Raw genomic sequence first — 24,478 nt, forward strand, 5'->3', positions numbered from 1 at the left:
GGTCCTCTTACCCTATTTAGGTAGTGTTCTGAATACCATATCATAGCATATTTTACGAGCCGTTTATATGTCATCGAGGAACTTTACATTAATCTATATCGACAGGATAAGAAGAAAATAGTTGATACAATTTGAACTATTGCTTCTTGTTTATTTTATCAACTACGTTTGATGTTTTGTTTCACGTGAAACATTATTTTGGATTTAAAACGCCTTCATTTATTTGGTAAATAGAATGTTCTTCCGTTGAGATTACCGAAATAAGCTCTGATGGGAACATGGTAGAAGTAATAATGTACTGGCCGTTTCGTTTTGCAAGATACTCCATAAGTTTCTTTTGATGAGTTTCATCAAGTTCAGCAGGTAAATCATCTATTAAGTATAAGCATTCCTGTTGCAACAGATTAGCTTGCGCTAGTCGTAATGCAATTAAGATAATTTTTTGTTGCCCGCGAGATAAAACTTGTTTCGCTTTATTGTGATTAACTTCAATTAATATATCAGCTTGATGTGCACCAAATTGGGTGTATGTCTTTAGATTATCAGCAGCAAAACTCTCAACTAATATTTGTTCTAATTCTCTTCCTGTGTTTTTTTTGTCCCAACCCTTATAGTAGCTAATCATACAATCAAGTTGACACAGCTCACTTAAAACGGTGACAAATTCATGCGCCCATTGGATAAAATATTCTTGACGAAGATCGTGTAATTGCTTCGCCAAATGACTAAGCTGTTTATCCCATGGAACAAAATGCGTAAAAGGGGCATGTTGCTTCAAAAGTGCATTACGTTGTTTTAGTACTCTCTTATATTCCTTCCATAAAGGAAGATAATTATGTTTCACGTGAAACAACCCCCAATCCAACAAACTACGACGGACAGAAGGTCCGGCATCAATAATTTGAAAAAGATCAGAATAAAAAATCTGACAGGGTAAAGCGTAAGCCAATTGACTCGTAGTAGAACAAAACTGGTTATTCAACTTTATTTGAGTGGGTTCAGAATAAGATTTTTGAATACTGATGGTTTCTTGCTGTTGTGCACGAGCAAATACGGTTAAAGATGGATGCTCATAAGAAATAATTGGTGAAATTTCTCGTGAACGGAATGAGTGGCCACAACTTAAAAGATAGAGTCCTTCAAGGACAGAAGTTTTACCACTTCCATTTGGACCATATAAAAAATTAAATCTGGGACTTAAGCCCAGATTCATCGATGAAATATTTCGTAAGTGATGAATTTTTAATTCAGAAAGGATCATATTTTCATGGGCATAATAATATATTGGTAATTATCATCATCTAAAGACTCAATTAAAATGCTGCTGTCAGTATTCGATAAAGATAGACGTATTTGTCCATCACCAAAATGTGAGAGCACATCGAGCAAATAAGTAGCATTCAAACCAATTTTTAATTCATCGCCTTGCGTTTCAGCAATTAAAGATTCAACAGCTTCTTCTTGTTCATTGTTATTGGCGATTAAAGTTAACATGCCAGGTTGTAAATGCAGCATAACTGCTCTTGATTTTTCATGAGCCAAAATAACAATACGTGACAAAGAACGTTTAAAAACAGAACAATCAATAATGATCTGCTTATCCTGATTTTTAGGAATCGCTTTAGTATAAGGAGGAAAACGTGCTTCAATTAGTTTTGACAAAAACATGAATTGGCGTGATACAAGTTTAAAATGTGATTTACCTGCAGCCAATAATACTTCCTCATCTTCAATACTATTTAGAAGACGCAACAGCTCTTGAATTCCTTTTTTAGGTAATAAGAGTTTCTTATCATTAGTATTGGAACATTGATGGCGACAAATCGCCATTCGATGCCCATCAGTAGCAACAGCAGAGATGAGATTCGGTTCAAAGTCGAGAAATAAGCCATTAAGAAAGACTCGCACATCTTGTTGTGCCATCGCAAAATGAGTGGATTGCAATAACTTTAATAAAACCAAACGCGGAATAGTTAGTTCAACCTCGTTGCACTCATCTTCACTCAAAGGATAACTATCAGCAGGTAACGTCGTTAATTTGAAGGAACTCCGTCCTTGTTTAATGGTTAAAAGAGCATTATCTACAATTACCCTAGGGCTAGGTTCATCATCCAAAGAGCGAATAATATCGATAAACTTCTTGGCAGGGACAGTAATGCTACCAACCTGTTGACCTGAGTCACAAGGTACCTGTGCAGCAATTTCAATTTCAAGATCCGTTGCTGTAATATTCAACGAATCCTCGGATAATTTAAGATAAAAATTCGATAAAATAGCTAAAGATTGCTTTTTATCAACAGCGCCTGCAACTGTAAGTAACGGAGAAAGTAAATCCTCTTTTTTAATAGCGAATTCAAACAAGATAGAACTCCATATTAACTCTTAAGAATAACAATAAAAAAATGGCTTCATCGATCTCATTCACAATCTGAATACGGATATTCCTGAGCGAGAAGCGGAACCAGGTTTAAAAAAAACCTGGACGAATTTATTAATCAGGGGCTCTACTTCATTTTCCAGAACCACATGATATTCCGGTTAGATACCTGTCAAATGAATTAAGAAGACAAAATACGCATTAAATTTTTATAATCTTCAGCAAAATCACTGTCATCCTGAACTAATTCTTTAACTTTCCTGCATGCATGAATCACTGTTGTATGATCACGACCACCAAAATGATCGCCAATTTCTGGCAAACTATGATTCGTTAACTCTTTACTCAAAGCCATGGCCATTTGTCTAGGTCGAGCAATAGAACGACTACGGCGCTTTGACAAAATATCAGCCACCTTGACCTTATAATACTCAGCGACCGTTTTTTGAATGTTTTCAATAGTAACTAGCTTATCCTGTAGGGCCAAAAGATCACGTAACGCTTCATGAACAAATTCAATAGTAATTGGTTTCCCGGTAAAATGAGCATTAGCAATAACTCGACGTAATGCCCCCTCAAGCTCCCTAACATTAGAACGAATACGCTTTGCAATAAAAAATGCAACTTCATAAGGTAATTCAATGTTCGATTGCTCCGCCTTACTAATTAAAATAGCAACCCGCGTTTCAAGCTCAGGCGGTTCAACAGCAACAGTTAATCCCCAACCAAATCGCGACTTCAGACGCTCTTCCATACCTTCAATTTCTTTTGGATATCGATCACTGGTTAAAATGATTTGTTGTTGCCCTTCCAATAAGGCGTTAAAGGTATGGAAAAACTCTTCTTGGGATCGATCTTTACCTGCAAAAAACTGTATGTCATCAATAAGTAACGCATTAAGTGAGCGATAAAAACGTTTAAATTCATTGATTGAGTTCGTCTGGATAGCCTTAACCATATCCGCAACAAAACGCTCAGAATGTAAATAAAGAATCTTTGCATCCGGATTATTTTTTAATATGGCATTACCAATAGCATGCATCAGATGCGTTTTACCTAAACCCACACCTCCATAAATAAATAATGGATTGTACGCATCACCTGGTCGTTCAGCAACCTGCATTGAAGCTGCACGTGCAAGCTGGTTGGAGTTACCTTCGACAAAGCTTTCAAAGACAAATTTTTTATTTAAGTGACTGCTTTTATAATCTACAGCTTTCTTTGGTGTAGTCTTGATTGCAACGGAACTGACCCGAGCAGATGCATTTACTTCGGATGAAAAGGAAGCAGTTGAACTGGAAGAGCCCGAATCAGACTCAGTACTAGCGGCTTTGCTGCCAATTTCAATGGAAATCGATTTAATCTCATCACCACAAAACTGTTTGATCAACTCTTCAATTCGGGCAAAAAAATGCTTCTTTACCCAATCAACAACAAATCGATTGGGTGCAAATAAAATGAAACGTTGCTCATCTGTATGAGCCTGTAAAGGACGCAACCAGGTATTAAATTGTTGAGCAGAATACTCATCTTGCAATAGACCTAAACATTTTTGCCAAACAGATGCTGACACAACATAACTCCTCATTAAATAAGGGTGGTAAAAAGAATATAAAACTAATTATCCACAGCATTTAAATATGCCACTGAAAGTACCTGGACAGCAAGATAATTAAGCATGAAATTACTATGTATGAAATCGTGAAATAGAATTTCTTCGGTTCACTAAGGTGCTGCTTCAAGTAAATTATACTCAGCCTTGGGAATAAAGAAAAGTTATCCACAAAAAAAGTGTGGATATTTTCAAAAGTAAGAATTTAAAAGTCATGTTATCAATATAAATTCGAATATTAAAGAGAACTACTATGAGAAGATGAATAATGTGGAATATCTAGTGGATCTAACTGACTCCTATTGAAAAAAGATAAAAAAGGCAATTTAGATTGCTCTTTATATAATTGTTTTAAGTAAAGACGAGTAAAGTGAGGTTGATCAACAAAAGCTGTTTTATCCTTTTGTTCACTTTGAGTACCTAACGTTCTAAAAACATCAGAGAATGAGACACTTAGATTACGTGCCATAGTGACCTTACTTAACTGTTGATGCATGCTTTTAAAGGTTAGAATTAACAGTTTGTTGTTAAAGTCATCACGAGCCCTAATAAAAGCTTCATAAGCCAAAGTAATCCCACTACATAATGCAAATGCTAAAACACCCCAACCCAGCAGAGGAAATGAGGCAAAGCTTGAAAAAATCCCCATACCGGTTAAAACCCCAGAAACTCCGGCGCTACATCCAGCGATTGAACCAAAAGTACCGACAAAAGTAAAAAACGCAGGAATAGTCCTTTTTGATACTGGGACAGGTTGCAGAGATACCGCGTACGCGAGATGCTTTAATATAATAGTATTATTAGGAATATTTTGTTTTGCTGCATATTCATTTTTGAGAAGCGATAAAATTTGATATAAAGGAGAATAAGCATCCACGTGTCTTATTTTATCAAGATCCATATTAAGAATCCGTATAAATGCATCATTAAAACATTCAGAGTTTTGTGTATAGGAACAATAACGACGAATAATCTCTATATATTCATGGATGTCAGTTAATAGTTTTTGTTGATTTTTCTGTAATTGTTCTTGAAAAAGTTGCTCATTCGCTTGCATTTCTTGATATGAAAAATAAAAAATAGAACCGCCAATACCAAAAAATAAAGAGATAGAAATAACACCTAGTGCTAGAGAAAAAAAATTAGCAATTGATCCACCAAGGATAGCAAACACAATACCAAATAATGGCCATGCGACCCCAGCGCCAGATCCAACACCATTCAAAACCGATTTGAAAAGTAACATTATTCTTCCTAAATAGCGGACATCATTATCTAATTAAAAGCACTTGTGATGTTCAGTTTCTTTGAAAAAAACTCTCTTTACACAAAACAATAAGTTAAATATCAAAACATATAAAACAAAAAACACTATAAAACATCTAAAGCAAAAGGAAAAAAAAGCTAAAAAATAAATCATATTGGATCAAGTTAACTATGAATAAATGGGATCGAATAACGGGTATAAGATGATAATAAAGCATTGAATAAATCAAAACATAAAAATACATACAAATAGATCACAGGCTTAAAAAGAGCTTACAAACAAGGTTGCATAGTAGTTAACATACTGATTTATATTGTTTTTTATAAGTTATCAACAAGAGATTAAAACATAATAACAATAAAATATTTTAAAAAATAAAATAATGTAGTTATTAACAACGCAAAATGAGAAAAAGAAGAGATACAAAAAATAATCAATTATCAAAATTGACAGTAGAAAAAAAGTTCTCTATTATTGCCAGCCTCATAATTTTATTAACAGGTTCATCATGAAACGTACCTTTCAACCTAGTAATTTAAAACGTAAACGTGACCATGGTTTTCGTGAACGTATGGCTACTCGCGCAGGTAGATTAGTAATTAAGCGTCGTCGTGCTAAAGGCCGTAAACGTTTGACTGCCTAAGTGTTTGCTTTTAAAAAAACACAACGATTATTAACAAAATATGATTATAATCATGTGTTTGAACAAGCAGAAAAAATAGCAACATCCGAATTTATCGTTCTCTTTAGAGAGAATAATATAGGTTATGCTCGACTTGGGCTGGCGTTATCGAAGAAAGTGATAGCAAAAGCTCATGATCGAAATCGTATTAAACGGCTGTTAAGAGAAAGCTTTCGACAAAAAGAATTACCTCCAGTCGATGTGGTTTTTTTAGCAAGACAAGGCGTAGCAAAACAAACGAATGCAATTATAAATGCTAGAATGAGTAAAACATGGAAAAAATTAATCTCATGTTACGAAAAATAGTTTGTTTCCCTATCAAATTATATAAATATTTGATTAGCCCCTTGTTAAAGCCTAGTTGCCGATACTACCCAAGTTGTTCACAATATGCTGAAAGCGCTATCCAACACTGTGGCATAACCAAAGGTTTATGGATGGCTTTAAAAAGAGTATTGCGTTGCCACCCTTGGTCACGTGGTGGCTATGATCCTGTACTCCCCAACAACGAGAATCATTGATGGATATACGACGTATTGTTTTATATATGGCGCTTGCGCTAGTTAGTTTATCACTTTGGAATGCCTGGCAAATAGATTACCCTCCTCAGCCTCTACCTACAGAAAATGTGAGCGCCCAAGAGAAGAGTGGACAACCTTTACTACCACAGGTAAGCCCATCTAATACGCCTACATCTACTCCCATCAATCCCATAGCGGAGGAACCTAAAAGTAGTAATACACCGTTAATTCAGGTTAAAACCGATGTTTTAGATGTAGCCATTGATCCACAACACGGTGATGTTGTCTCCGGGCAGCTCCTTGATTATCCGCAAAGTGTAGAAGATAAGAATAAACCATTTCTTCTTTTACAAAATCAACCCAATGAGCGTTATGTTGCAAACAGCAATCTGTTTGTAGCTTCAGAACAAAACGTCCAAGCGCAAGATTTTAACTTTACAACAACTCAACAGCATTACGAAATGTCGCCTGATCAGCAGCAATTAACCGTGACGCTTAGTGGAAAAAATAGTGAAGGCCTCGAGGTTAAAAAAGAATTTACTTTTACCAAGGGAAGCTATCTTATTGATGTAAATTATAAAATTGTTAATCGGGGCAGTAATGTATGGACTGGCTATTTAAATACCCAGTTGTTACGCAGCTCACCTAAAGAAGATAAGTCAAGTGTATTTCATGTTGGTTCATATACGGGGGCTTCTTATTCAGAACCCGGAAAACACCGCTATCAAAAAGTAAGCTTTAGCGATATGAATAAAGCAAATCTGGATGTGGATAGTAAAGGCGGTTGGGTTGCTATGCAACAACATTACTTTTTAAGTGCATGGGTTCCCGCATCTAATGCGAACAATAAGTTTTACACCCGGGCTGTGAATAATGATTACACTATAGGAGCTGTAAGCAAGCCGATTACGCTTAAGCCCGAAGAGCAAGCAACAATTGGCTCCAGATTGTATATAGGCCCAGAAATCACAAGCGTGTTGAAAGAGATTGCTCCATCTCTGGATCTAACCGTTGATTATGGAATTTTATGGTTTTTATCTTCGTTATTATTTTCGGTGATGAAAGCAATTTATAATTTCATTGGCAACTGGGGTTGGTCGATCGTTTTAGTGACTGTGTTGATTAAACTTGCATTTTACCGTTTATCTGCTGCCAGCTATAAATCAATGGCAGGTATGCGTAAATTACAACCCAAATTGCAAGCCTTGCGCGAACGTTATGGTGATGATAAAGCGAAAATCAGCCAAGCGACCATGGAATTGTATCGGCAAGAAAAGGTTAATCCTTTGGGTGGTTGTTTGCCTATAGTAATCCAAATTCCAGTATTTATTGCGCTGTATTGGGTTCTTTTGGAAAGTGTTGAGTTGAGACAAGCTCCATTTATCTTGTGGATTAAAGATTTGGCGTCACCTGATCCTTATCATGTATTGCCATTAATCATGGGTGCTACTATGCTGATTCAACAAAAACTGAATCCAGCACCACCAGATCCTATGCAAGCAAAAATTATGATGTTTTTGCCCGTATTATTTACTGGTTTATTTTGGAATTTCCCCGCTGGTTTGGTTCTGTATTGGATTGTGAATAACACCTTGTCCATATTGCAACAATGGTATATTACACGTAAATATTCCGATGAAAAGCCAGCGAAAAAACTTGTTCCAGCTAAATAAATGTCTACAGAAACTATAGTAGCCATAGCTACCCCACCTGGTAGAGGTGGGGTAGGAATCCTCCGATTATCCGGTCCAGAAGCATACTCCATTGCCACTACTCTCAATGACAACAAGTCATTACAACCACGTATAGCGACTTTTTGTTCTTTCTATTCATTTTCTGAGGATGAGCAAGCGCCGCAATTAAATTCTTTAATTGATCAAGGGATAATGATCTATTTTAAAGCACCTCATTCGTTTACTGGCGAAGATGTGGTTGAGATTCACGCGCACGGATCTCCTGTGGTACTTGATATGCTGACCCAAACATGTATTCATCTAGGAGCTCGATTGGCTCGGCCGGGGGAGTTTTCTGAACGTGCATTTTTAAATGACAAAATTGATTTAACTCAGGCTGAAGCAATTGCTGATTTAATTCAAGCCAGCTCACAAACTGCAGCACGAATGGCATTAAAGTCATTGCAGGGAGAGTTTTCGCATAAAATCAATAAATTAAATGAAAAAATCATTTACTTACGTTTATATGTTGAAGCAGCAATAGATTTTCCCGAAGAAGAAATTGATTTTCTTAATGATGGTAAGGTCGCCCATTTGCTGCACGAGATTTTAACTGAATTAGATACAATACGCGCCCAAGCCAATCAGGGAGTGATCTTGCGGGAAGGATTATCGGTCGTGATAGCTGGAAAACCCAATGCAGGTAAATCCACATTGATTAATTGCTTAGCGGGACGCGATGTAGCCATAGTTACCGAAATTGCGGGCACTACGCGTGATGTTATGCGCGAGCACATTTTATTGGATGACATTCCCTTACACATCATCGATACCGCCGGTTTACGAGAGTCTGATGATCTTGTCGAAAAGGAAGGGATTAAACGTGCCTGGCAAGAATTAAAAAAAGCTGATTGTGTGTTACATGTGGTGGATGTGAATGACCTGGAACACCACCATTATTTAACAAACGAAATAAGGGCCGCACTACCTGCTGAAGTTCCGATTATTACGGTGTTTAATAAAATTGACACCTTAGGTCGTAGTGCGCAAATAAGCAATCAGGACATCTATCTTTCTGCAAAATCAGGTGAGGGCATTGATGGCTTAAAAAAAGTAATAAAACAGGTTGTAGGCTATCAACCCAATGAAGGACATTTTCTTGCTAGAAGACGGCATTTGCAGGCATTAGATGAAGCAAAGAGTTTACTGTCTATAGGCCAGCAACAATTGGCAGACCACCGTGCTGGAGAGTTATTGGCAGAGGATTTGCGTCTAGCACACCTAAGTTTATGCGAAATAACAGGTGAGTTCAGTTCCGATGATTTATTGGGGCGTATCTTTTCGAGTTTTTGTATTGGTAAATAAATTTCGTTGCATTATTCAAGATATTTCACCTAAGTCCCACGTTTCTAAAATCAATTTTTAATACAAAAGGGAATTTACAGGTCTAAATTCTTTCTTTACTGTTTTGAAACATTATGTTAAAAAAACAACCAGAAATGTCTTGTCAAAACCATTGTCAAATGATACCGTATCTACCTTACTGTCTATTTTTTGTGAGGTTGTCATGGCTCATTCAAAACATAATGCGGATCTTAGCAACGATAAGAACACGTTTTTTATGCAATATAATCAGAATGAGCTATCTTTTAGTGATATTGATCTTCGTGCAGGTAAGATAGGTTATCGCTTTATATTAGAAAATCAAAAAGCCCTTGAAGCTGAATTCACGCAATTGTTCGCTGTGTTGAAAAAACGAAAAGAGGATGATGATAAAGCGTTTTGGATGTACTGTTACTATTGCGCTACCTTGTTAGAGACCTTTCATAAAGCTTATTCTCAGCACAGCAAAGAAGAAGATTATAAAAAAATAAAGCAACAAATTAAGAAATATTTGTCAAAAAAAGTTCAAGAGGATGCTAAAGCTGAAGAAGAGTTCATCGAATCATTAAAAAACAGTTTTCTTAACAGTTTTCGTAATTTGATGACTGCCCCATTACATTTGTCCCAAATTCGTGATTACGTAGCTTATTCCAATTTATGCCGTGTATATTGGGTATTTTGCCGTTTAACCTTGGTATCGGGTTTAACTTTTGCAAAAGAGACGCAAATTCTAGAGCAGCTAGATGCAATTTTAGGGACACACACGGATGCCGATAAAATAATTGATTTTATTAAAGCGCCTAATGGAGTACTTAATTATTTTAGTGTGGGTTTATTTTTAATGCGTTTTGCGATCGATTTTGGCTACCTGGTTCGACATACTTGGTTCCCTACTGTTGAGGAAAAAAAGGATGGAACTACAGCTTTTGATCGATTTAAATTTGAACTTTATAAGCGTCATTGTAATTTTGCCAATGACTTGGTATGGGCTACAGTGAATTTCTTAACAAATTTCAATCATATTACCCATATTCCTGATCCAACAGCCGGAGCAATAACCTTTGTCTTTTTAGGTTTTGACGTTTGTATGACACTTTATAAACGAAATTTGGCGAAGCAGGAATATCTAACTAAAAAGGCACAATATAATAAAGAAATGGAAGATTACCTAAATCATCCAGAGAAATTTCCGGGTATGACTGAAGCGCAACTGCGGGCCCATGCTGCTATGCTTCAAAGACAACTTCAAGAGTTGGAAATTGATTGGCGCACCAAAGATAGAACTTTTTGTTTTGTTGCTGCGGCTGCTGCCTTGCTGATGATGGGATTTGGCGCTTCATTAATATTTACTGGCCCAGGAATAGCTGTTGCCTGTTTCATTGTTTGTACGCTTGCCGTAGCTATGTATCTTTCTTCTGATGCCTATTCGAAATACCAAGAGAAAGGTTTGCGCTTAGAGTACGCTTCAGAAAAGGAATATGCAGCAGCACTGAAAGAATATGAAGCAGCGCGTAATGATTTTATCTTCACCATGATAAAAAATACGGTTATGCCAACACTTTTAATTGCTACTTATGCAATCTGTTGGCCTGCAGCCATCGCTTTAACCGTATTGTATATTGGTTATGAAATTTACCATGCTTATGATCAGCATCAGAGTAAAAAAGAGGCTGCTCAGTTGGCTTTGGAAGGACCTACCAAGGAAGAGGACGAACTAAATGTTAAGCATGATGAAAAGGCTAAACTAATTAGCGAAGACGATTTGGATAAATCTGGTTGCTTTTGTTATTAATTGTAGCCCGGGTGCAGCGAAGCGAAACCCGGGATCTCCCATCATAACTCTGTGCTACCGCAGTGAGATCCCTCGCTGCACTCGGGATGACATATCGTTTGGGGATGCATATTGTCGTTCGTGATGACGAATGCTCTTTCCCTCCCTCTTCTACATTGATTTATTTTTTATTGCCAATGCTTTATCGTACAATTCATTTTTACTCCCATTACTCAATTTACATGCGATTGCTACCGCCTGTTTAAGTGGGAGCTCATCCAATAATACAGTTAGAAGTTTTTCATGCGCTTCAGGTTCATGAGAAATGGGTCGTGGGGGAATTAATAGAACAAACTCCCCTTTTATATGCCCAGCATCGGCCAAAAGCCAATTTTTAACTTCAAGTACAGTGCCAGTAATAAAGCGCTCAAAGGTTTTAGTTAGTTCCTTTGCCAGGACCATCTCACATGTTTGCCCATAAATCTCACCAATGTCATCAAGGCATTCTAGAATGCGATGAGTTGATTCATAAAAAACCAAAGTGTGTGGCTCTGTTTGTAAGGATTCAAGTTTGCTTTTTCTCGCATGCTGTTTCGCTGGAAGAAATCCTAAAAACAAAAAGGAATCACAAGGAATGCCTGCTGCACAAAGAGCGGTAATTAACGCGCACGCTCCGGGAACAGGAATAACTGGAACTTGATGTTGGCGTGCTAATTTTACTAATAAAAAACCTGGGTCACTAATTAATGGAGTACCGGCATCACTAATTAATGCTATGGATTTTCCTGCTAAAAGAGCTTCAATAAAGTGTTTGCTTTTATCATTTTCGTTATGTGCATGGAGTGATTCCAAATTATTTTTTATTCCTAAAGAGCTCAGCAACTGTACCGAATGACGGGTATCTTCAGCTAAAATAAAATCAACAGACTTAAGCACCTCTAAGGCTCTAAACGTAATGTCCTCACGGTTTCCTATAGGAGTGGCAACTATATAAAGCGTTCCTATGCCTGTTGCTAGTGAGTTAGTCATGGTTTATCCTCTTGCGTTATTGCTCATTCAATTCTTGAAAAACATGTTAATAAAAATTCGCGTATTTTTTTTACTGACATCTACTTTTTTTCTTTGCCAGTGTACTACCGCTGTGAATCCTCCAGAAATGGCAGCGCCAGTGCCTGCAGCTAAGGTAGAGAAGAAAAAAATAGCGAGTCCTTATTCCAAACCTACTGCAAATTACCTGACGCAGGCTAAAAATCAAGAAGGCATTGAAAAGCAACAATCATTACTCTTGGCAGCTGGTCGTTTGATATCAGATGGTCAATGGCGACAAGGTGCGGCTATTTTAGCACAGACTTCTGACTTAACACCGGTACTTAAGGATGAAAAAAATCTTTTATTGGCGAAAATTGATCTAATCCGTGACCGACCTAAAATGGCATTAAGCAAATTAGTCAATATTAGCGACAGTGAAGCATTTTCTGCATATCAAAAAATTCAATTTCATGAGCTTTTAGCACAAGCCTATCGTGGGGAAGGAAAGCAATTTGAGTCAATTAATGAGCGAATAAACCTTGAGACTTTGTTAGCAGATCAAGAGAGTCAGGATGATAATCGTCGCATTCTTTGGTTAACTCTGACACGGATGCCACAAACTGAATTAAATTCTTTGTCGGCTCAAGCATCAAGCCAGCCTGTTTTACAAGGTTGGATTCAGCTTGCATTAATATCTCGCAAGTATCGTGATAATCCAAAGGGCCTGCTCGCTGCTATAGAACAGTGGCAATCGCAGTACAGTAACCACCCGGCAGGTCATATTTTACCTAATCCACTAGACACGATTGCAGATAAGATGCGTGCCCAACCGAAACAGGTCGCTCTTTTGCTCCCTGTAAGTGGTGCATTGCAAGGACCAGGAACCGCTGTACGTGATGGTTTTATGGCAGCCTATAAGAACAATAACAGCGAACCATCCATGCAGGTGAAAACCTATGATACCAATAAAGGAGACATTACCTCTTTGTATCAAAAAGCAATTGATAATGGTGCTGATTATATTGTAGGTCCTTTAACCAAATCACAAGTTGCTACAGTTGCAGCATTACCACATCCCGTTCCTACTCTATTATTAAATGATGCAGATACCAATATTCAGGAAAATTCCTATTTATTTGGACTTTCACCAGCAAATGAAGCAACCCAGGTGGCGATCAGAGCAAAAAACAAGGGATATAATCGAGCATTGATTATTGCACCTGCAAATGATTGGGGAAAAGAAATAATTAAAGCGTTTACGCAACAATGGCAAAAAGGTGGTGGACGAGTTGTTGATACTTTTTTATATAGTGCAAATGATGATTTGAATAAAAAAATGAAGGATTTTCTGCAAATCAGCAATAGCCAGCAACGTGAAAAAAAATTAAGGGAATTATTAGGGTACAAAATTCAGCCTGTTATTAGTCGCAGACAAGATTTTGATATGATATTTCTGCTCGCTTACCCGTCTAAAGCCCGTCAAATTATGCCTTTACTAAATTATTATTATGCAGGAGATGTTCCTGTATATGCGACTGCAAGTGTCTATGGGGGAAGTGCTAACCCACTGAAAGATAAAGATCTTGATGGAGTTATTTTCTGTGATATCCCCTGGGTTTTCTCACATCAGGCAGGCACGCGCAATTGGCCAGAACAATTTAACAGTTACAACCGATTGTATGCTTTAGGAATAGACAGTTATACTTTGGCCACGCAATTAAATCAATTAATGCTATTCCCTGCGGATCAGTCGCATAATGGCGAAGGAATTTTATACCTACAGCCGTCTCAACACGTTGCTCGTGTTTTAGAGTGGGGGCAGTTCAAACAAGGCCTTGTGCACTCCTTGGGTGAGACCGTGTAATTGATGACTTATGAGAAAGGTCGTATTGCTGAAGAAAAAGCTTTAGCTTATTTAAAAAAACAAGGTCTTGAATTAATTACGCAAAATTATAATTGCCGCTTGGGCGAAATTGATTTAATTATGCGTGACAAAGAACAGTTAGTTTTTATAGAAGTACGCTCGCGAGTTTCTACCCAGTTTGGTGGTGGTATCGCAAGTGTTACTTATACAAAAAAACAAAAAATACTCAAAGCAGCGACCTATTATCTACTGCAACATCAAAAGTATGACCAATTAGCTCCTCGCTTTGATGTTGTTAGTATTGATGGAAAAACAGCATCCATTAATTGGGTAAAGGATGCGTTTGGTGCAGATTATTGATCGATTATTAATTAAACGTAGCTTGGATGAAGCGAAGCGGAACCCAGGCTACAAAGAAAATACGAAGTAGAGGTTTAATATGATGGGACAAATGGAAGAACGAGTAAGACATCTGTTTGGGGTGAATATAGAAACCAAAATAGCACTTGCTGATTCTTTATCTGATTCAATCGCCAAAGCCGGGCAACGTTTAGTGAATTGTTTGCTTGCTGATGGAAAAATATTATTGTGTGGTAATGGGGGTTCTAGTGCCAATTGCATGCATTTTGCAAGCGCTATGTTGAATCAATTTGAAGTTGAAAGACCCTCTCTTCCTGTAATCAATTTAAGTACGGATGCGAGCAGTTTAAGCTATTCTGCCAATGATAATCATTATAGCCAGGTTTTTGCGCGCCAAATTCAGGCATTAGGGCAAGAAAATGATGTGTTACTTTTGTTAACTACCTCGGGTAATTCGGACAGTGTGTTGCATGCACTCCATGCTGCAAATGAACGGGGAATGGACACCGTAGCTTTAAGTGGACGAGATGGAGGTGTACTTGCAAATCATTTAGGACCAGAAGATATTGAGCTTCGCGTTGCTTCAGATAATTCAGCACGAATTAGAGAAATGCACTTGTTCATCTTGCATTGCTTTTGTGATTTAATTGACCAGTCCTTATTTGGTCAGGTGTTGGGGTAAAAAAATGAGTTTCAAATTAAAATCAATCGCTTTTCTTTTAGTAACTACCTTACTTACAGGTTGTGTTGCAGCTGTAGTAACGGGAGCAGTTGCAGGAATGGTTTATGATCGACGCGGTGTTATCACTATGGAGGCTGATGCGCGATTATTTCATGTAATTCATAAGGCAATAGTAACAAATCGACAGTTTAGTGATTCACGAGTTATTGTGACCAGTTTCAATCGTGCGGTTTTACTTGTAGGGCAAACACCCACTCCATCTTTACGGGATTTAGCAGAAAAAATTGCCCGAGGCGCTCCAGGTGCCCATAGAGTTTATAATGAAATATCGGTTGGTTATCCCCTACCGCTTACAGATCGCTCCAAAGACAGTTTGATCACCAGTCAAGTCCGTAGCAGAATGTTGGCTAAAAAAGGACTTGAGTCTGGATCGATTCGTATTGTGACAGAAAATAAAGTAGTTTATCTCATGGGTATCGTTGATGAGCAGCAAGCAGCTCTTGCAGTTGATGTCGCGCGGCGAGTTAATGGTGTTGATAAAGTCGTTAAAATTTTCCAGTATATTCACTAAATAAAATGTTAAAACAAGGATGTTTTGCGGTATTACTTGCAGGTCTTCTGTTCGGTTTATCTGGCTGTGTAGGCGGTATATGGACTGGCGCTACTATGGTTTATGATAGACATAATGTGTATAAAAAACTGGATGATTACAGTTTAAATATTAAGGTGAACAATGCGATAACTGTCGATGACGCATTTAAAAATAATGAATGTGTTATTGATATCGCCGTATTCAATGGTGATGTGTTAGTTTCAGGCCATGTTCCTACAGCTGAGATGAAAGAGAAATTGAGTCGCCGATTAGCTAGGGTAAAAGGCTATAGACGTTTATTTAATCAAGTACAGATACGTACTGAAGAATCTAATTTGATGTTAGACAGTTGGATAACAGCGAAAATTCGCGGTCAAATGTTTGCTGATGATTCGATTGATCCTAATGCATTCAAAATTGTTACTTCAGATCAAGTGGTCTATTTGATGGGAGATGTCCATAAAGAGCAAGCTGACAAAGTAATTAATATGGCAAGAGAGACGAGTGATGTTGTACGCGTGGTAAAAATGCTAAAATATTTTACTTATCAGGATAATTTGGTAGGTTAATCCTAAAAAAAGCGCTTGATTTAAGCATCGTATACATCCAACCGCTTTTTTTAGGATGGATGTATATTAATGGAAATTTCCCTTATCGGGTCGTTTGCGCATTTTCCTTAAGTTAGATTGACGTACTAATCCCGTAGAGCCGGTTAACTCTTCTTCTTCCTCATTAAAACCATTACTTTGAGTGCAAGGGTGGGATCTACAGTGTTGTCGATATTCTAGATGATGTTTGTTATGTTTATGATGTAACCCATCGCTATAACGAGCGAGCATTTTTTGCTGCAGACTGGCTGCAGTACGTTGGATCTTATCAGGCATGTTCTTTCCTTTTGCGAGGTTAATAAACACTACTTATTACCCGAGTTGCGATAATAAGTTCCACACTTTAATTATAGACACTAAAATCCAGTGTAGACGGGCTTAGACAGGCAAAAATTCAATAAATAAGTGGTGAAAAGCTCATAAGATTGATTTATTTACAATAAATAAACTGTCTGTAGGATGGTGGGAGCAATTATCCTTGCCAAGAATGTTACATTTGGAGCAATCTATTAGCTTATAAGCAATTCAAAAAAGTTCATTTAGGAGAAAAAGGATGCAATATTTACATACAATGGTTCGAGTTTCTAATTTAGAAGAGTCACTCGATTTTTATTGCAATAAACTGGGGCTCGTCGAAGTCTACCGTTCAGAACACGAACAAAATAGATATACTTTAATATTTCTCGCTGCGCCTGAAGACGTAGTCAATGCAAAAAAAGTCAAAGCACCCCTACTTGAGCTTACATATAACTGGGACCCAGAGGAATATAATGGCGGTCGCAATTTTGGCCATTTAGCTTATCGGGTCGAGAATATTTATGAGACATGTCAACGATTAAAGAATGCAGGGGTTGTTATTAATAGACCTCCTCGAGATGGGCATATGGCATTTATTCGCTCACCAGATAATATTTCCATCGAATTATTGCAAAAAGGAGAGCCTTTACCGATACAAGAACCATGGGTATCAGCACCTAATGTAGGTCAATGGTAAACAAAGAATTGACACATGTATAAAATATGGCATTGATTATTCATGTGGGTTGCTTTATAATTCGCGCGGTGAAACTTAGGTGAATATGTGAACAAACAACTAAGTAAGCGCGGAATTGTACGATTATGGCTTATACAATTAAGCGTTACATTGGTCTTTGCAGCTTTATGTGCACTAGTATATGGTACTAATGCAGCGAGTTCGGCATTGCTTGGTGGGATGGTTTGTATTGTTCCTAATGCATATTTTGCAAGTAAGCTATTTAGGTATCAAGGGGCTCGTTCAGCCAGACAGATCGTAAATAGTTTCTATAAAGGCGAAGCATTAAAGATAGTTATATCCATATTCCTATTCACTGCGGTGTTTTTACTATTTAAAATCACACCGCTAGCGTTTTTTGCGTCATATATTATGATACTGATGACGCATTGGTTTGCCCCGTTGATTATTGTAAATAAACAGAATAGGCCTGAAAGTGACTGAAATGGTATCTAGCACAAACTACATTAAGCATCATTTAACGTATCTTACTTATAACGTTAGTGATATGAAATTGGGTTCGGGTGGTTTCTGGACATTGAACCTTGACACCTTGTTTTTCTCAATTGTTTTAGGAATTGTCGTTTGTGGACTAATGTATTTTGGTGCACGTAAAGTGACTACGGGCATACCCGGTAAATTACAAAACTTTGCTGAAATCATGCTGCAATTTGCAGATAATCAGGTTAAGGATTGTTTTCATGGCAAGAATAACTTAATAGGCCCCTTGGCATTAACCATATTCCTCTGGGTTTTCCTGATGAATTTCATGGATATTTTGCCTGTAGATATATTACCTGCACTTGCTCAAACTGGTGGGATCCATTATCTGAAAGTAGTACCCACAAACGATTTAAACTTAACCTTTGGTATGTCAATTTCTGTATTTATTTTGATTATTTTTTACAGTATTAAAATAAAAGGTCCGAAAAAGTTCATCAAAGAATTAACATTACAGCCTTTTAATCACCCTGGATTTATACCATTTAACCTGCTACTCGAGGTGGTTGGTCTGGTTGCCAAACCAATTTCACTAGCACTTCGTTTATTTGGTAACTTATATGCAGGCGAATTGATATTTATATTGATCGCACTGTTAACCTTAAATGCTGCAACTTCATCAACACTAGGTACTGCGACTTTAGGCACAGCACAATTTATTTTGGCGCTGGCATGGTCAATATTCCATATATTGGTGATAACATTGCAAGCATTTATTTTCATGGTGCTAACGATTGTTTACCTTAGTTTGGCACACGAAGATCATTAACCGATTTAATTTTCATCCATTGTAAAGGGGATAAATATGCAAGCCGCTAGTTTAATAGCACAAATTCAAAGTATGACCGTTGTTGCGGTTGCCTTGTTAATTGGTTTAGGTGCATTGGGCACAGCGATAGGATTTGGTTTGCTTGGTGGCAAATTCCTTGAAGGCTCAGCTCGTCAACCAGAAATGGTTCCAATGTTACAAGTAAAAATGTTCATCGTTGCAGGTCTGTTAGACGCAGTAACCATGATTGGAGTGGGTATCGCATTGTTCTTTACTTTCGCAAACCCTTTCCTTAGCAACCTGGGTTCTTGATAACACATGATCAGGGCGCCAAGCGCCCTAATTGTTACAGGAGATTAAACGGTGGAAATTAATTTAACATTAATTGTACAAATGCTCGTTTTTGCAGCATTTGTTTTGTTTACCATGAAGTTGGTATGGCCTCCATTAGCAAAAGCAATGGAAGAACGCCAAGACAAAATTGCTGATGGTTTAGCTGCTGCTGAGCGTGGTCGAAAAGAGTTAGAGTTGGCACAACATCGCGTAAAAGATGAATTAAAACAAGCTAAAGTTCAATCAGCAGATATCATTGAAAAAGCAAATAAGCGTGCTGCGCAAATCATCGAAGAAGCAAAAGAAGCTGCAAAACATGAAGCGCAAATGCAAGTGAAATTGGCACAAGAGCAACTGCTGCAACAAGTCAATCATGCAAAAGATGAATTGCGTAAACAGGTTGCAAACTTAGCAATAACTGGCGCTGAGAAAATTCTGAAGCGTGAAATTGATGCTAAAGCAAATACTGCCTTGTTAGATAACTTGATAGAAGAGATTTAAAATGTCTGATAGTACCACCATAGCCAGACCCTATGCTAAGGCAATATTTGAATATGCTTTAGGGGAAAAGAAATTAGCTGAGTGGTCAGCACATTTGCGAAATCTTGCACAAGCTGTGCTGATGCCTGAAGCTGAGAAGTTCATTGCTAATCCAGCAACAACGGTAGCGCAGCATATCGAGTTGTTGAATTCAGCAATCGATGCAAAATCAAATGAAAACAAGCCATTAAATAATTTAATTACCTTACTGGCTACAAATAAAAGATTGATATTGCTGCCAGATATCTGCGCACTCTATGAAGCACATCGTGCAGAACAAGAGAAAACTCTGAGTGTTGATGTAAGCAGTTATTCTGATTTATCAAATGCGCAACAACAGCGATTAATCGAATCATTAAGTCAGCGCTTACAGCGCAAGGTCTCGTTAAAAATCAGTATTGATCCTTCCTTGCTTGGTGGAGCAATAATTCGAGCGGGCGATTTAGTTATAGATGGTTCAGTTCGTGGCAAGCTTAACAAGCTCAGTACAGAATTGGCCGCATAATTTAGAGGATAGTTTCCATGTCAGAACAAGTAGCGTTAAATCCTTCTGAAATCAGTGAATTAATCAGAAAGAAAATAGAACACTTTAGTGTAGTATCTGAATCACGTAATGAAGGTACAATTGTCAGTTTGAAAGACGGTGTTGTGAGCTTGCATGGCCTTGAAGATGCAATGGCTGGGGAAATGATTGAATTTCCAGGCGGAACTTTTGGTCTGGCTCTTAACCTAGAAAGAGACTCGGTAGGCGCGGTTGTTCTTGGTGATTATTCTTCTTTAGCTGAAGGTCAAAAAGGTAAATGTACTGGTCGTATTCTTGAAGTCCCAGTTGGTAAAGGACTTTTAGGTCGTGTTGTTGATGCCTTAGGAAATCCAATTGATGGTAAAGGCCCTATTGATGCATCAGGCATGGCCCCCATTGAGAAAGTGGCTCCAGGCGTAATTGCACGTAAATCAGTAGACCAACCCGTACAAACTGGATTAAAAGCGATTGACGCTATGATTCCAGTAGGACGCGGCCAACGTGAGCTCATCATTGGTGACCGTCAAACAGGTAAAACTGCAATCGCAATTGATGCGATCATTAATCAGAAAGGCACAGGCGTTAAGTGTGTGTATGTGGCAGTAGGTCAAAAAGCTTCATCTGTGGCAGCCATAGTTCGTAAGCTTGAAGAGCACGGTGCTTTAGAACACACCATCGTTGTCGTTGCTGGTGCCTCTGACTCAGCTGCATTACAATTCATCGCACCTTATGCTGGATGCACCATGGGTGAATACTTCATGGAACGTGGTGAAGATGCATTAATTGTATATGATGATTTAACCAAACAGGCTTGGGCTTATCGACAAATTTCATTATTGTTAAGAAGACCACCAGGTCGTGAAGCATATCCTGGAGACATTTTCTATTTGCATTCACGCTTGTTAGAAAGAGCAGCGCGAATCAATGCTGATGAAGTAGAAAAATTAACAAATGGTGAAGTTAAAGGCAAAACAGGATCATTGACTGCATTGCCTATAATTGAAACACAAGCAGGTGACGTTTCTGCATTCGTTCCAACTAACGTAATTTCGATTACCGACGGTCAGATTTTCCTTGATGTTGATTTATTTAACTCAGGTGTAAGACCAGCAATTAACTCCGGTCTTTCTGTATCACGGGTTGGTGGAGCGGCACAAACTAAGATCATGAAAAAACTGGGTGGTGGTACACGTCTAGCACTTGCTCAATTCCGCGAATTGGAAGCATTCTCTCAATTTGCTTCGGATCTAGATGATGCAACTCGTAAACAGTTAGAGCGCGGTCAACGAATTACAGAGTTGATGAAACAAAAACAATATTCGCCATTATCTGTTGCAGAAATGGGAACTGCATTGTTTGTTGTTGAAAAAGGTTATTTGGATGATGTGCCTGTAAGTGAAGTTGCTGCGTTTGAAGCGTCATTACATGATTATATGCGTACCTCACATCCTGATCTACTGCAACTGATCAATGAAGCGGGCGCTTACGATAATGACATTGAAGCAAAATTGAAAAAAGCTGTAGAGGACTTTAAACGTACAGCAAGTTGGTAAGTCAATTTAAGGCGAAGTGATATTATGGCTGGAGCAAAAGAAATCCGTTCGAAAATTTCGAGTATTAATAAGACTCGAAAAATTACTCGTGCGATGGAAATGGTGGCAGCAAGTAAGATGCGTAAAACTCAGGAAAGAATGCGCGCATCTAAACCTTATGCCAGTAAGATCTACAGTGTAGTAAAACATATTGCTCGTGCTCATTCAGAGTACAGACATCCTTTTATGACCCATCGCGAAATAAATCGTGTGGGTCTAATCGTTGTTACTACTGACCGTGGTCTGTGCGGTGGTTTAAACGTAAATCTACTGCGTGAGACGGTTCGTACGATTCGAAACTGGAAAGAGCAAGGCAAAGAAGTTGATATTGCTGTCATTGGCCGTAAGGGACAAGCATTCTTTAAACGCGTGGGTAGTAATGTTCTAGGCTCAAAAGACCATCTAGGTGATACGCCAAGCATTAAAGACCTCATCGGGATCGTTAAAGTGATGCTTGATGCTTTTAGCAATGGCACCATTGATGCATTGCATATTGTCTATAACGAGTTTGTTAACACCATGACGCAAAAGCCTGTGGTGAAGCAATTACTACCATTGCCGAAATCAGAAGATGACAGTAAGACAATGGGGCATCATTGGGATTATATCTATGAGCCCGATGCTAAGGAATTGCTGGATAATCTTTTAGAACGTTATATCGAATTGCAGATTTACCAAGCAGTAGTTGAAAATATTGCTTGTGAACAAGCGGCTAAAATGATTGCAATGAAAAATGCAACGGATAATGCCGGTGATTTGATTAAAGAATTTCAATTGGCTTATAACAAAGCTCGACAAGCTGCAATTACTCAAGAGTTAGCAGAAATTGTCGGTGGCGCAGCCGCTTTATAAGAGGGTATAAAATGAGCTTAGGAACTGTAGTAGAAATTATTGGCGCGGTTGTGGATGTGGAATTCCCCCGTGAGAATGTCCCTAAAATCAATGATGCATTGAAACTTGTTGATGGTGATTTGGTTTTTGAAGTACAGCAACAGTTGGGTGATGGTGTAGTTCGTACTATTGCAATGGGAACAACCGAAGGGCTTAAGCGCGGTTTAAAAGCTGAAAATACAGCTAATCCTATTCAAGTACCTGTTGGAAAGAAAACTCTAGGTCGAATTATGGATGTTTTAGGTCGTCCAGTTGATGACGCAGGTCCAATCGGTGCTGAAGAGCACTGGTCAATTCACCGCAAGCCACCAAGTTACGAAGAGCAAGCAGGAAGTCAAGAATTGCTTGAAACAGGTATTAAAGTTATTGACTTACTTTGTCCTTTTGCGAAAGGTGGTAAAGTGGGTCTGTTCGGTGGTGCCGGTGTGGGTAAAACCGTTAACATGATGGAGTTAATCCGCAACATTGCCATTGAGCATAGCGGATACTCAGTATTTGCGGGTGTTGGTGAGCGTACTCGTGAAGGAAATGACTTCTATCATGAAATGAAAGACTCTAATGTATTGGATAAAGTATCCTTGGTTTATGGTCAAATGAATGAGCCACCAGGTAACCGTTTACGCGTTGCGTTAACTGGCTTGACTATGGCGGAAAAATTCCGTGACGAGGGTCGTGACGTTTTATTGTTCATTGACAACATTTACCGTTATACCTTAGCAGGGGTTGAAGTATCAGCGCTTTTAGGTCGTATGCCTTCTGCGGTAGGGTACCAGCCAACACTTGCTGAAGAAATGGGTATGCTGCAAGAGCGTATTACTTCTACTAAGACTGGTTCTATTACTTCAATTCAAGCAGTATACGTACCCGCTGACGATTTGACTGACCCATCCCCAGCAACTACGTTTGCTCACTTGGATGCTACAGTTGTATTGTCACGTCAAATTGCTGAGCTTGGTATTTATCCTGCGGTAGATCCTTTGGATTCTACTTCTCGACAATTAGATCCACTAATTGTAGGACAAGAGCATTACGATACAGCGCGTCGTGTACAACAAACATTACAACGCTATAAAGAATTAAAAGATATTATCGCGATTCTTGGTATGGACGAATTATCTGAAGAAGATAAACGTGTTGTTACCCGTGCGCGTAAAATCCAAAGATTCTTATCACAACCATTCTTCGTTGCTGAAGTATTTACTGGTTCTCCAGGAAAATACGTCTCATTGAAAGATACGATTAAAGGCTTCCAAGGTATTCTCGCTGGTGAGTACGATGATTTACCTGAACAAGCATTTTATATGGTTGGTAGCATTGAGGAAGCGGTTGCTAAAGCTAAGACCTTGTGAGGTAGGCAAATATGACTAGAACAACGCACTTAGATATCGTCAGTGCTGAACATGAAATATTCTCTGGTTTAGTAGAAATGGTAGTCGCTACAGGAGAATTAGGCGAAATAGGTATTACAGCCGGTCATGCACCTTTGCTTACAGTTCTAAAACCTGGCGAGGTAAGACTTACTTTGCCTGGTGGCCACCAAGAAATTTACTATGTTCAAGGTGGAATGCTGGAAATACAACCTAACTGTGTGACTATTCTTGCTGATGTGGTTGAGCGTGCTGAGCATCTTGATGAAGCAGCCGTTCTTGCAGCTAAAGCGCAAGCTGAAGCAGCAATGTCGAGCAAAGGTGGTGAAATGGATTATTCTGTAGCCGCTGCTGAATTAGCTCGAGCTGTTGCTCAAATTCGTGCTATTCAAAAAGTTAGAAAAATAGTTAAATAATATTGCAGTTCCCCCTTTTAGGGTCTCTTTTAAATATTAGCTTATTATGAAAGAGGCTCTAATCTAAATTCAGCCAGTATATCTTTTTCAGC

The 24,478-nt window shown here is 38.3% G+C and carries 27 protein-coding genes; 21 read left to right on the plus strand and 6 right to left on the minus strand.

Annotation, left to right across the window (positions count from 1 at the left end; all coding sequences use genetic code 11):
* Window positions 1–193: 193 nt before the first annotated feature.
* From recF to ACWTEW_RS09975, 4 genes are all read right to left on the minus strand, one after another.
* Window positions 194–1,261 carry a DNA replication/repair protein RecF gene (recF, locus tag ACWTEW_RS09960; RefSeq protein WP_454781528.1) on the minus strand — a complete coding sequence of 356 codons (1,068 nt, stop codon included), beginning with the start codon at window positions 1,259–1,261 and terminating at the stop codon, window positions 194–196.
* Window positions 1,258–2,361: a DNA polymerase III subunit beta gene (gene dnaN, locus ACWTEW_RS09965; protein WP_454781529.1), complete on the minus strand. Its 1,104-nt coding sequence runs from the start codon at window positions 2,359–2,361 to the stop codon at window positions 1,258–1,260. The genes recF and dnaN overlap by 4 nt, the downstream gene beginning before the upstream one ends.
* Before the next feature lie 197 nt (window positions 2,362–2,558).
* A complete protein-coding gene (gene dnaA / locus ACWTEW_RS09970) occupies window positions 2,559–3,950 on the minus strand; it encodes a chromosomal replication initiator protein DnaA (RefSeq protein WP_454781530.1) in 1,392 nt (463 codons plus the stop codon).
* Window positions 3,951–4,227: 277 nt separating this feature from the next.
* The gene (locus ACWTEW_RS09975; RefSeq protein WP_454781531.1) at window positions 4,228–5,235 is read right to left on the minus strand and encodes a hypothetical protein; all 1,008 of its coding nucleotides are present in this window, start codon (window positions 5,233–5,235) and stop codon (window positions 4,228–4,230) included.
* A 529-nt stretch (window positions 5,236–5,764) separates the two neighbouring features.
* On the opposite strand from ACWTEW_RS09975, the gene rpmH reads away from it, so the two are divergent.
* The 6 genes from rpmH (at window position 5,765) to ACWTEW_RS10005 (ending at window position 11,307) form a co-directional block, all read left to right on the plus strand.
* Window positions 5,765–5,899, plus strand: coding sequence for a 50S ribosomal protein L34 (gene rpmH / locus ACWTEW_RS09980; RefSeq protein WP_019232681.1), 135 nt, complete (start codon window positions 5,765–5,767; stop codon window positions 5,897–5,899).
* Complete coding sequence (gene rnpA, locus ACWTEW_RS09985; RefSeq protein ID WP_454781532.1) at window positions 5,900–6,244, plus strand: ribonuclease P protein component; 345 nt, start codon at window positions 5,900–5,902, stop codon at window positions 6,242–6,244. It abuts the gene before it with no gap.
* Complete coding sequence (gene yidD / locus ACWTEW_RS09990; protein ID WP_182392122.1) at window positions 6,211–6,459, plus strand: membrane protein insertion efficiency factor YidD; 249 nt, start codon at window positions 6,211–6,213, stop codon at window positions 6,457–6,459. The genes rnpA and yidD overlap by 34 nt, the downstream gene beginning before the upstream one ends.
* On the plus strand, window positions 6,459–8,132 hold the full coding sequence (yidC, locus tag ACWTEW_RS09995; protein WP_454781533.1) for a membrane protein insertase YidC: 1,674 nt from the start codon (window positions 6,459–6,461) through the stop codon (window positions 8,130–8,132). Before yidD ends, yidC begins: the two co-directional genes overlap by 1 nt.
* On the plus strand, window positions 8,133–9,497 hold the full coding sequence (gene mnmE, locus ACWTEW_RS10000) for a tRNA uridine-5-carboxymethylaminomethyl(34) synthesis GTPase MnmE (RefSeq protein ID WP_454781534.1): 1,365 nt from the start codon (window positions 8,133–8,135) through the stop codon (window positions 9,495–9,497). It begins immediately after the preceding gene.
* 202 nt (window positions 9,498–9,699) lie between these two features.
* Window positions 9,700–11,307, plus strand: coding sequence for a hypothetical protein (locus ACWTEW_RS10005; RefSeq protein WP_454781535.1), 1,608 nt, complete (start codon window positions 9,700–9,702; stop codon window positions 11,305–11,307).
* 150 nt (window positions 11,308–11,457) lie between these two features.
* Here ACWTEW_RS10005 and rsmI read toward each other — a convergent pair whose 3' ends face one another.
* Window positions 11,458–12,315, minus strand: a complete 858-nt coding sequence (rsmI, locus tag ACWTEW_RS10010) for a 16S rRNA (cytidine(1402)-2'-O)-methyltransferase (protein WP_454781536.1) — start codon at window positions 12,313–12,315, stop codon at window positions 11,458–11,460.
* Here rsmI and ACWTEW_RS10015 point away from each other — a divergent pair.
* From ACWTEW_RS10015 to ACWTEW_RS10035, 5 genes are all read left to right on the plus strand, one after another.
* A complete protein-coding gene (locus ACWTEW_RS10015; protein WP_454781711.1) occupies window positions 12,314–14,179 on the plus strand; it encodes a penicillin-binding protein activator in 1,866 nt (621 codons plus the stop codon). The two genes, rsmI and ACWTEW_RS10015, sit on opposite strands and share 2 nt — an antisense overlap.
* Before the next feature lie 3 nt (window positions 14,180–14,182).
* Entirely contained in the window at window positions 14,183–14,539 is a 357-nt protein-coding gene (locus ACWTEW_RS10020) for a YraN family protein (RefSeq protein WP_454781537.1), read from the plus strand.
* A gap of 82 nt (window positions 14,540–14,621) precedes the next feature.
* Complete coding sequence (locus ACWTEW_RS10025) at window positions 14,622–15,221, plus strand: D-sedoheptulose-7-phosphate isomerase (RefSeq protein ID WP_454781712.1); 600 nt, start codon at window positions 14,622–14,624, stop codon at window positions 15,219–15,221.
* 4 nt (window positions 15,222–15,225) lie between these two features.
* Complete coding sequence (locus ACWTEW_RS10030; protein ID WP_454781538.1) at window positions 15,226–15,792, plus strand: BON domain-containing protein; 567 nt, start codon at window positions 15,226–15,228, stop codon at window positions 15,790–15,792.
* Between the two features lie 5 nt (window positions 15,793–15,797).
* Window positions 15,798–16,382: a BON domain-containing protein gene (locus ACWTEW_RS10035; protein ID WP_454781539.1), complete on the plus strand. Its 585-nt coding sequence runs from the start codon at window positions 15,798–15,800 to the stop codon at window positions 16,380–16,382.
* 66 nt (window positions 16,383–16,448) lie between these two features.
* On the opposite strand, the gene ACWTEW_RS10040 is transcribed toward ACWTEW_RS10035, so the two are convergent.
* On the minus strand, window positions 16,449–16,697 hold the full coding sequence (locus ACWTEW_RS10040) for a hypothetical protein (RefSeq protein WP_454781540.1): 249 nt from the start codon (window positions 16,695–16,697) through the stop codon (window positions 16,449–16,451).
* A gap of 277 nt (window positions 16,698–16,974) precedes the next feature.
* Between ACWTEW_RS10040 and ACWTEW_RS10045 the strand changes: the two genes are divergently transcribed.
* The 10 genes from ACWTEW_RS10045 to ACWTEW_RS10090 all read left to right on the plus strand — a co-directional run bounded on the left by ACWTEW_RS10045 (window position 16,975) and on the right by ACWTEW_RS10090 (window position 24,386).
* Window positions 16,975–17,415, plus strand: a complete 441-nt coding sequence (locus ACWTEW_RS10045) for a VOC family protein (RefSeq protein ID WP_454781541.1) — start codon at window positions 16,975–16,977, stop codon at window positions 17,413–17,415.
* A gap of 87 nt (window positions 17,416–17,502) precedes the next feature.
* Window positions 17,503–17,898 (plus strand): ATP synthase subunit I, encoded by a 396-nt coding sequence (locus ACWTEW_RS10050; RefSeq protein WP_454781542.1) that lies wholly within the window; start codon window positions 17,503–17,505, stop codon window positions 17,896–17,898.
* A gap of 1 nt (window position 17,899) precedes the next feature.
* On the plus strand, window positions 17,900–18,724 hold the full coding sequence (atpB, locus tag ACWTEW_RS10055) for a F0F1 ATP synthase subunit A (RefSeq protein ID WP_454781543.1): 825 nt from the start codon (window positions 17,900–17,902) through the stop codon (window positions 18,722–18,724).
* Window positions 18,725–18,760: 36 nt separating this feature from the next.
* The gene (gene atpE, locus ACWTEW_RS10060; RefSeq protein ID WP_010655291.1) at window positions 18,761–19,036 is read left to right on the plus strand and encodes a F0F1 ATP synthase subunit C; all 276 of its coding nucleotides are present in this window, start codon (window positions 18,761–18,763) and stop codon (window positions 19,034–19,036) included.
* A gap of 51 nt (window positions 19,037–19,087) precedes the next feature.
* On the plus strand, window positions 19,088–19,558 hold the full coding sequence (locus ACWTEW_RS10065) for a F0F1 ATP synthase subunit B (protein ID WP_454781544.1): 471 nt from the start codon (window positions 19,088–19,090) through the stop codon (window positions 19,556–19,558).
* A 1-nt stretch (window position 19,559) separates the two neighbouring features.
* Complete coding sequence (locus tag ACWTEW_RS10070; RefSeq protein WP_454781545.1) at window positions 19,560–20,102, plus strand: F0F1 ATP synthase subunit delta; 543 nt, start codon at window positions 19,560–19,562, stop codon at window positions 20,100–20,102.
* Between the two features lie 17 nt (window positions 20,103–20,119).
* Window positions 20,120–21,673, plus strand: a complete 1,554-nt coding sequence (gene atpA, locus ACWTEW_RS10075) for a F0F1 ATP synthase subunit alpha (protein WP_454781546.1) — start codon at window positions 20,120–20,122, stop codon at window positions 21,671–21,673.
* A 24-nt stretch (window positions 21,674–21,697) separates the two neighbouring features.
* The gene (gene atpG, locus ACWTEW_RS10080) at window positions 21,698–22,564 is read left to right on the plus strand and encodes a F0F1 ATP synthase subunit gamma (protein WP_454781547.1); all 867 of its coding nucleotides are present in this window, start codon (window positions 21,698–21,700) and stop codon (window positions 22,562–22,564) included.
* 11 nt (window positions 22,565–22,575) lie between these two features.
* Window positions 22,576–23,952, plus strand: a complete 1,377-nt coding sequence (atpD, locus tag ACWTEW_RS10085; RefSeq protein WP_182392106.1) for a F0F1 ATP synthase subunit beta — start codon at window positions 22,576–22,578, stop codon at window positions 23,950–23,952.
* Between the two features lie 11 nt (window positions 23,953–23,963).
* Entirely contained in the window at window positions 23,964–24,386 is a 423-nt protein-coding gene (locus tag ACWTEW_RS10090; RefSeq protein ID WP_454781548.1) for a F0F1 ATP synthase subunit epsilon, read from the plus strand.
* Window positions 24,387–24,478 lie beyond the last annotated feature (92 nt).

Source organism: Legionella stuttgartensis (genome assembly GCF_977063405.2).

Bases quoted from the DNA above. Each gene is read 5' to 3' on its own strand.
- yidD (WP_182392122.1), top strand. From the start codon at position 6,211: ATGGAAAAAATTAATCTCATGTTACGAAAAATAGTTTGTTTCCCTATC.
- rsmI (WP_454781536.1), bottom strand. From the start codon at position 12,315: ATGACTAACTCACTAGCAACAGGCATAGGAACGCTTTATATAGTTGCC.
- atpE (WP_010655291.1), top strand. From the start codon at position 18,761: ATGCAAGCCGCTAGTTTAATAGCACAAATTCAAAGTATGACCGTTGTT.
- yidC (WP_454781533.1), top strand. From the start codon at position 6,459: ATGGATATACGACGTATTGTTTTATATATGGCGCTTGCGCTAGTTAGT.
- atpG (WP_454781547.1), top strand. From the start codon at position 21,698: ATGGCTGGAGCAAAAGAAATCCGTTCGAAAATTTCGAGTATTAATAAG.
- atpB (WP_454781543.1), top strand. From the start codon at position 17,900: ATGGTATCTAGCACAAACTACATTAAGCATCATTTAACGTATCTTACT.
- ACWTEW_RS10070 (WP_454781545.1), top strand. From the start codon at position 19,560: ATGTCTGATAGTACCACCATAGCCAGACCCTATGCTAAGGCAATATTT.
- ACWTEW_RS09975 (WP_454781531.1), bottom strand. From the start codon at position 5,235: ATGTTACTTTTCAAATCGGTTTTGAATGGTGTTGGATCTGGCGCTGGG.
- recF (WP_454781528.1), bottom strand. From the start codon at position 1,261: ATGATCCTTTCTGAATTAAAAATTCATCACTTACGAAATATTTCATCG.
- ACWTEW_RS10025 (WP_454781712.1), top strand. From the start codon at position 14,622: ATGGGACAAATGGAAGAACGAGTAAGACATCTGTTTGGGGTGAATATA.
- ACWTEW_RS10020 (WP_454781537.1), top strand. From the start codon at position 14,183: ATGACTTATGAGAAAGGTCGTATTGCTGAAGAAAAAGCTTTAGCTTAT.
- ACWTEW_RS10030 (WP_454781538.1), top strand. From the start codon at position 15,226: ATGAGTTTCAAATTAAAATCAATCGCTTTTCTTTTAGTAACTACCTTA.
- atpA (WP_454781546.1), top strand. From the start codon at position 20,120: ATGTCAGAACAAGTAGCGTTAAATCCTTCTGAAATCAGTGAATTAATC.
- ACWTEW_RS10005 (WP_454781535.1), top strand. From the start codon at position 9,700: ATGGCTCATTCAAAACATAATGCGGATCTTAGCAACGATAAGAACACG.
- ACWTEW_RS10045 (WP_454781541.1), top strand. From the start codon at position 16,975: ATGCAATATTTACATACAATGGTTCGAGTTTCTAATTTAGAAGAGTCA.
- rpmH (WP_019232681.1), top strand. From the start codon at position 5,765: ATGAAACGTACCTTTCAACCTAGTAATTTAAAACGTAAACGTGACCAT.
- ACWTEW_RS10035 (WP_454781539.1), top strand. From the start codon at position 15,798: ATGTTAAAACAAGGATGTTTTGCGGTATTACTTGCAGGTCTTCTGTTC.
- ACWTEW_RS10015 (WP_454781711.1), top strand. From the start codon at position 12,314: ATGGTTTATCCTCTTGCGTTATTGCTCATTCAATTCTTGAAAAACATG.
- atpD (WP_182392106.1), top strand. From the start codon at position 22,576: ATGAGCTTAGGAACTGTAGTAGAAATTATTGGCGCGGTTGTGGATGTG.
- ACWTEW_RS10090 (WP_454781548.1), top strand. From the start codon at position 23,964: ATGACTAGAACAACGCACTTAGATATCGTCAGTGCTGAACATGAAATA.
- ACWTEW_RS10040 (WP_454781540.1), bottom strand. From the start codon at position 16,697: ATGCCTGATAAGATCCAACGTACTGCAGCCAGTCTGCAGCAAAAAATG.
- mnmE (WP_454781534.1), top strand. From the start codon at position 8,133: ATGTCTACAGAAACTATAGTAGCCATAGCTACCCCACCTGGTAGAGGT.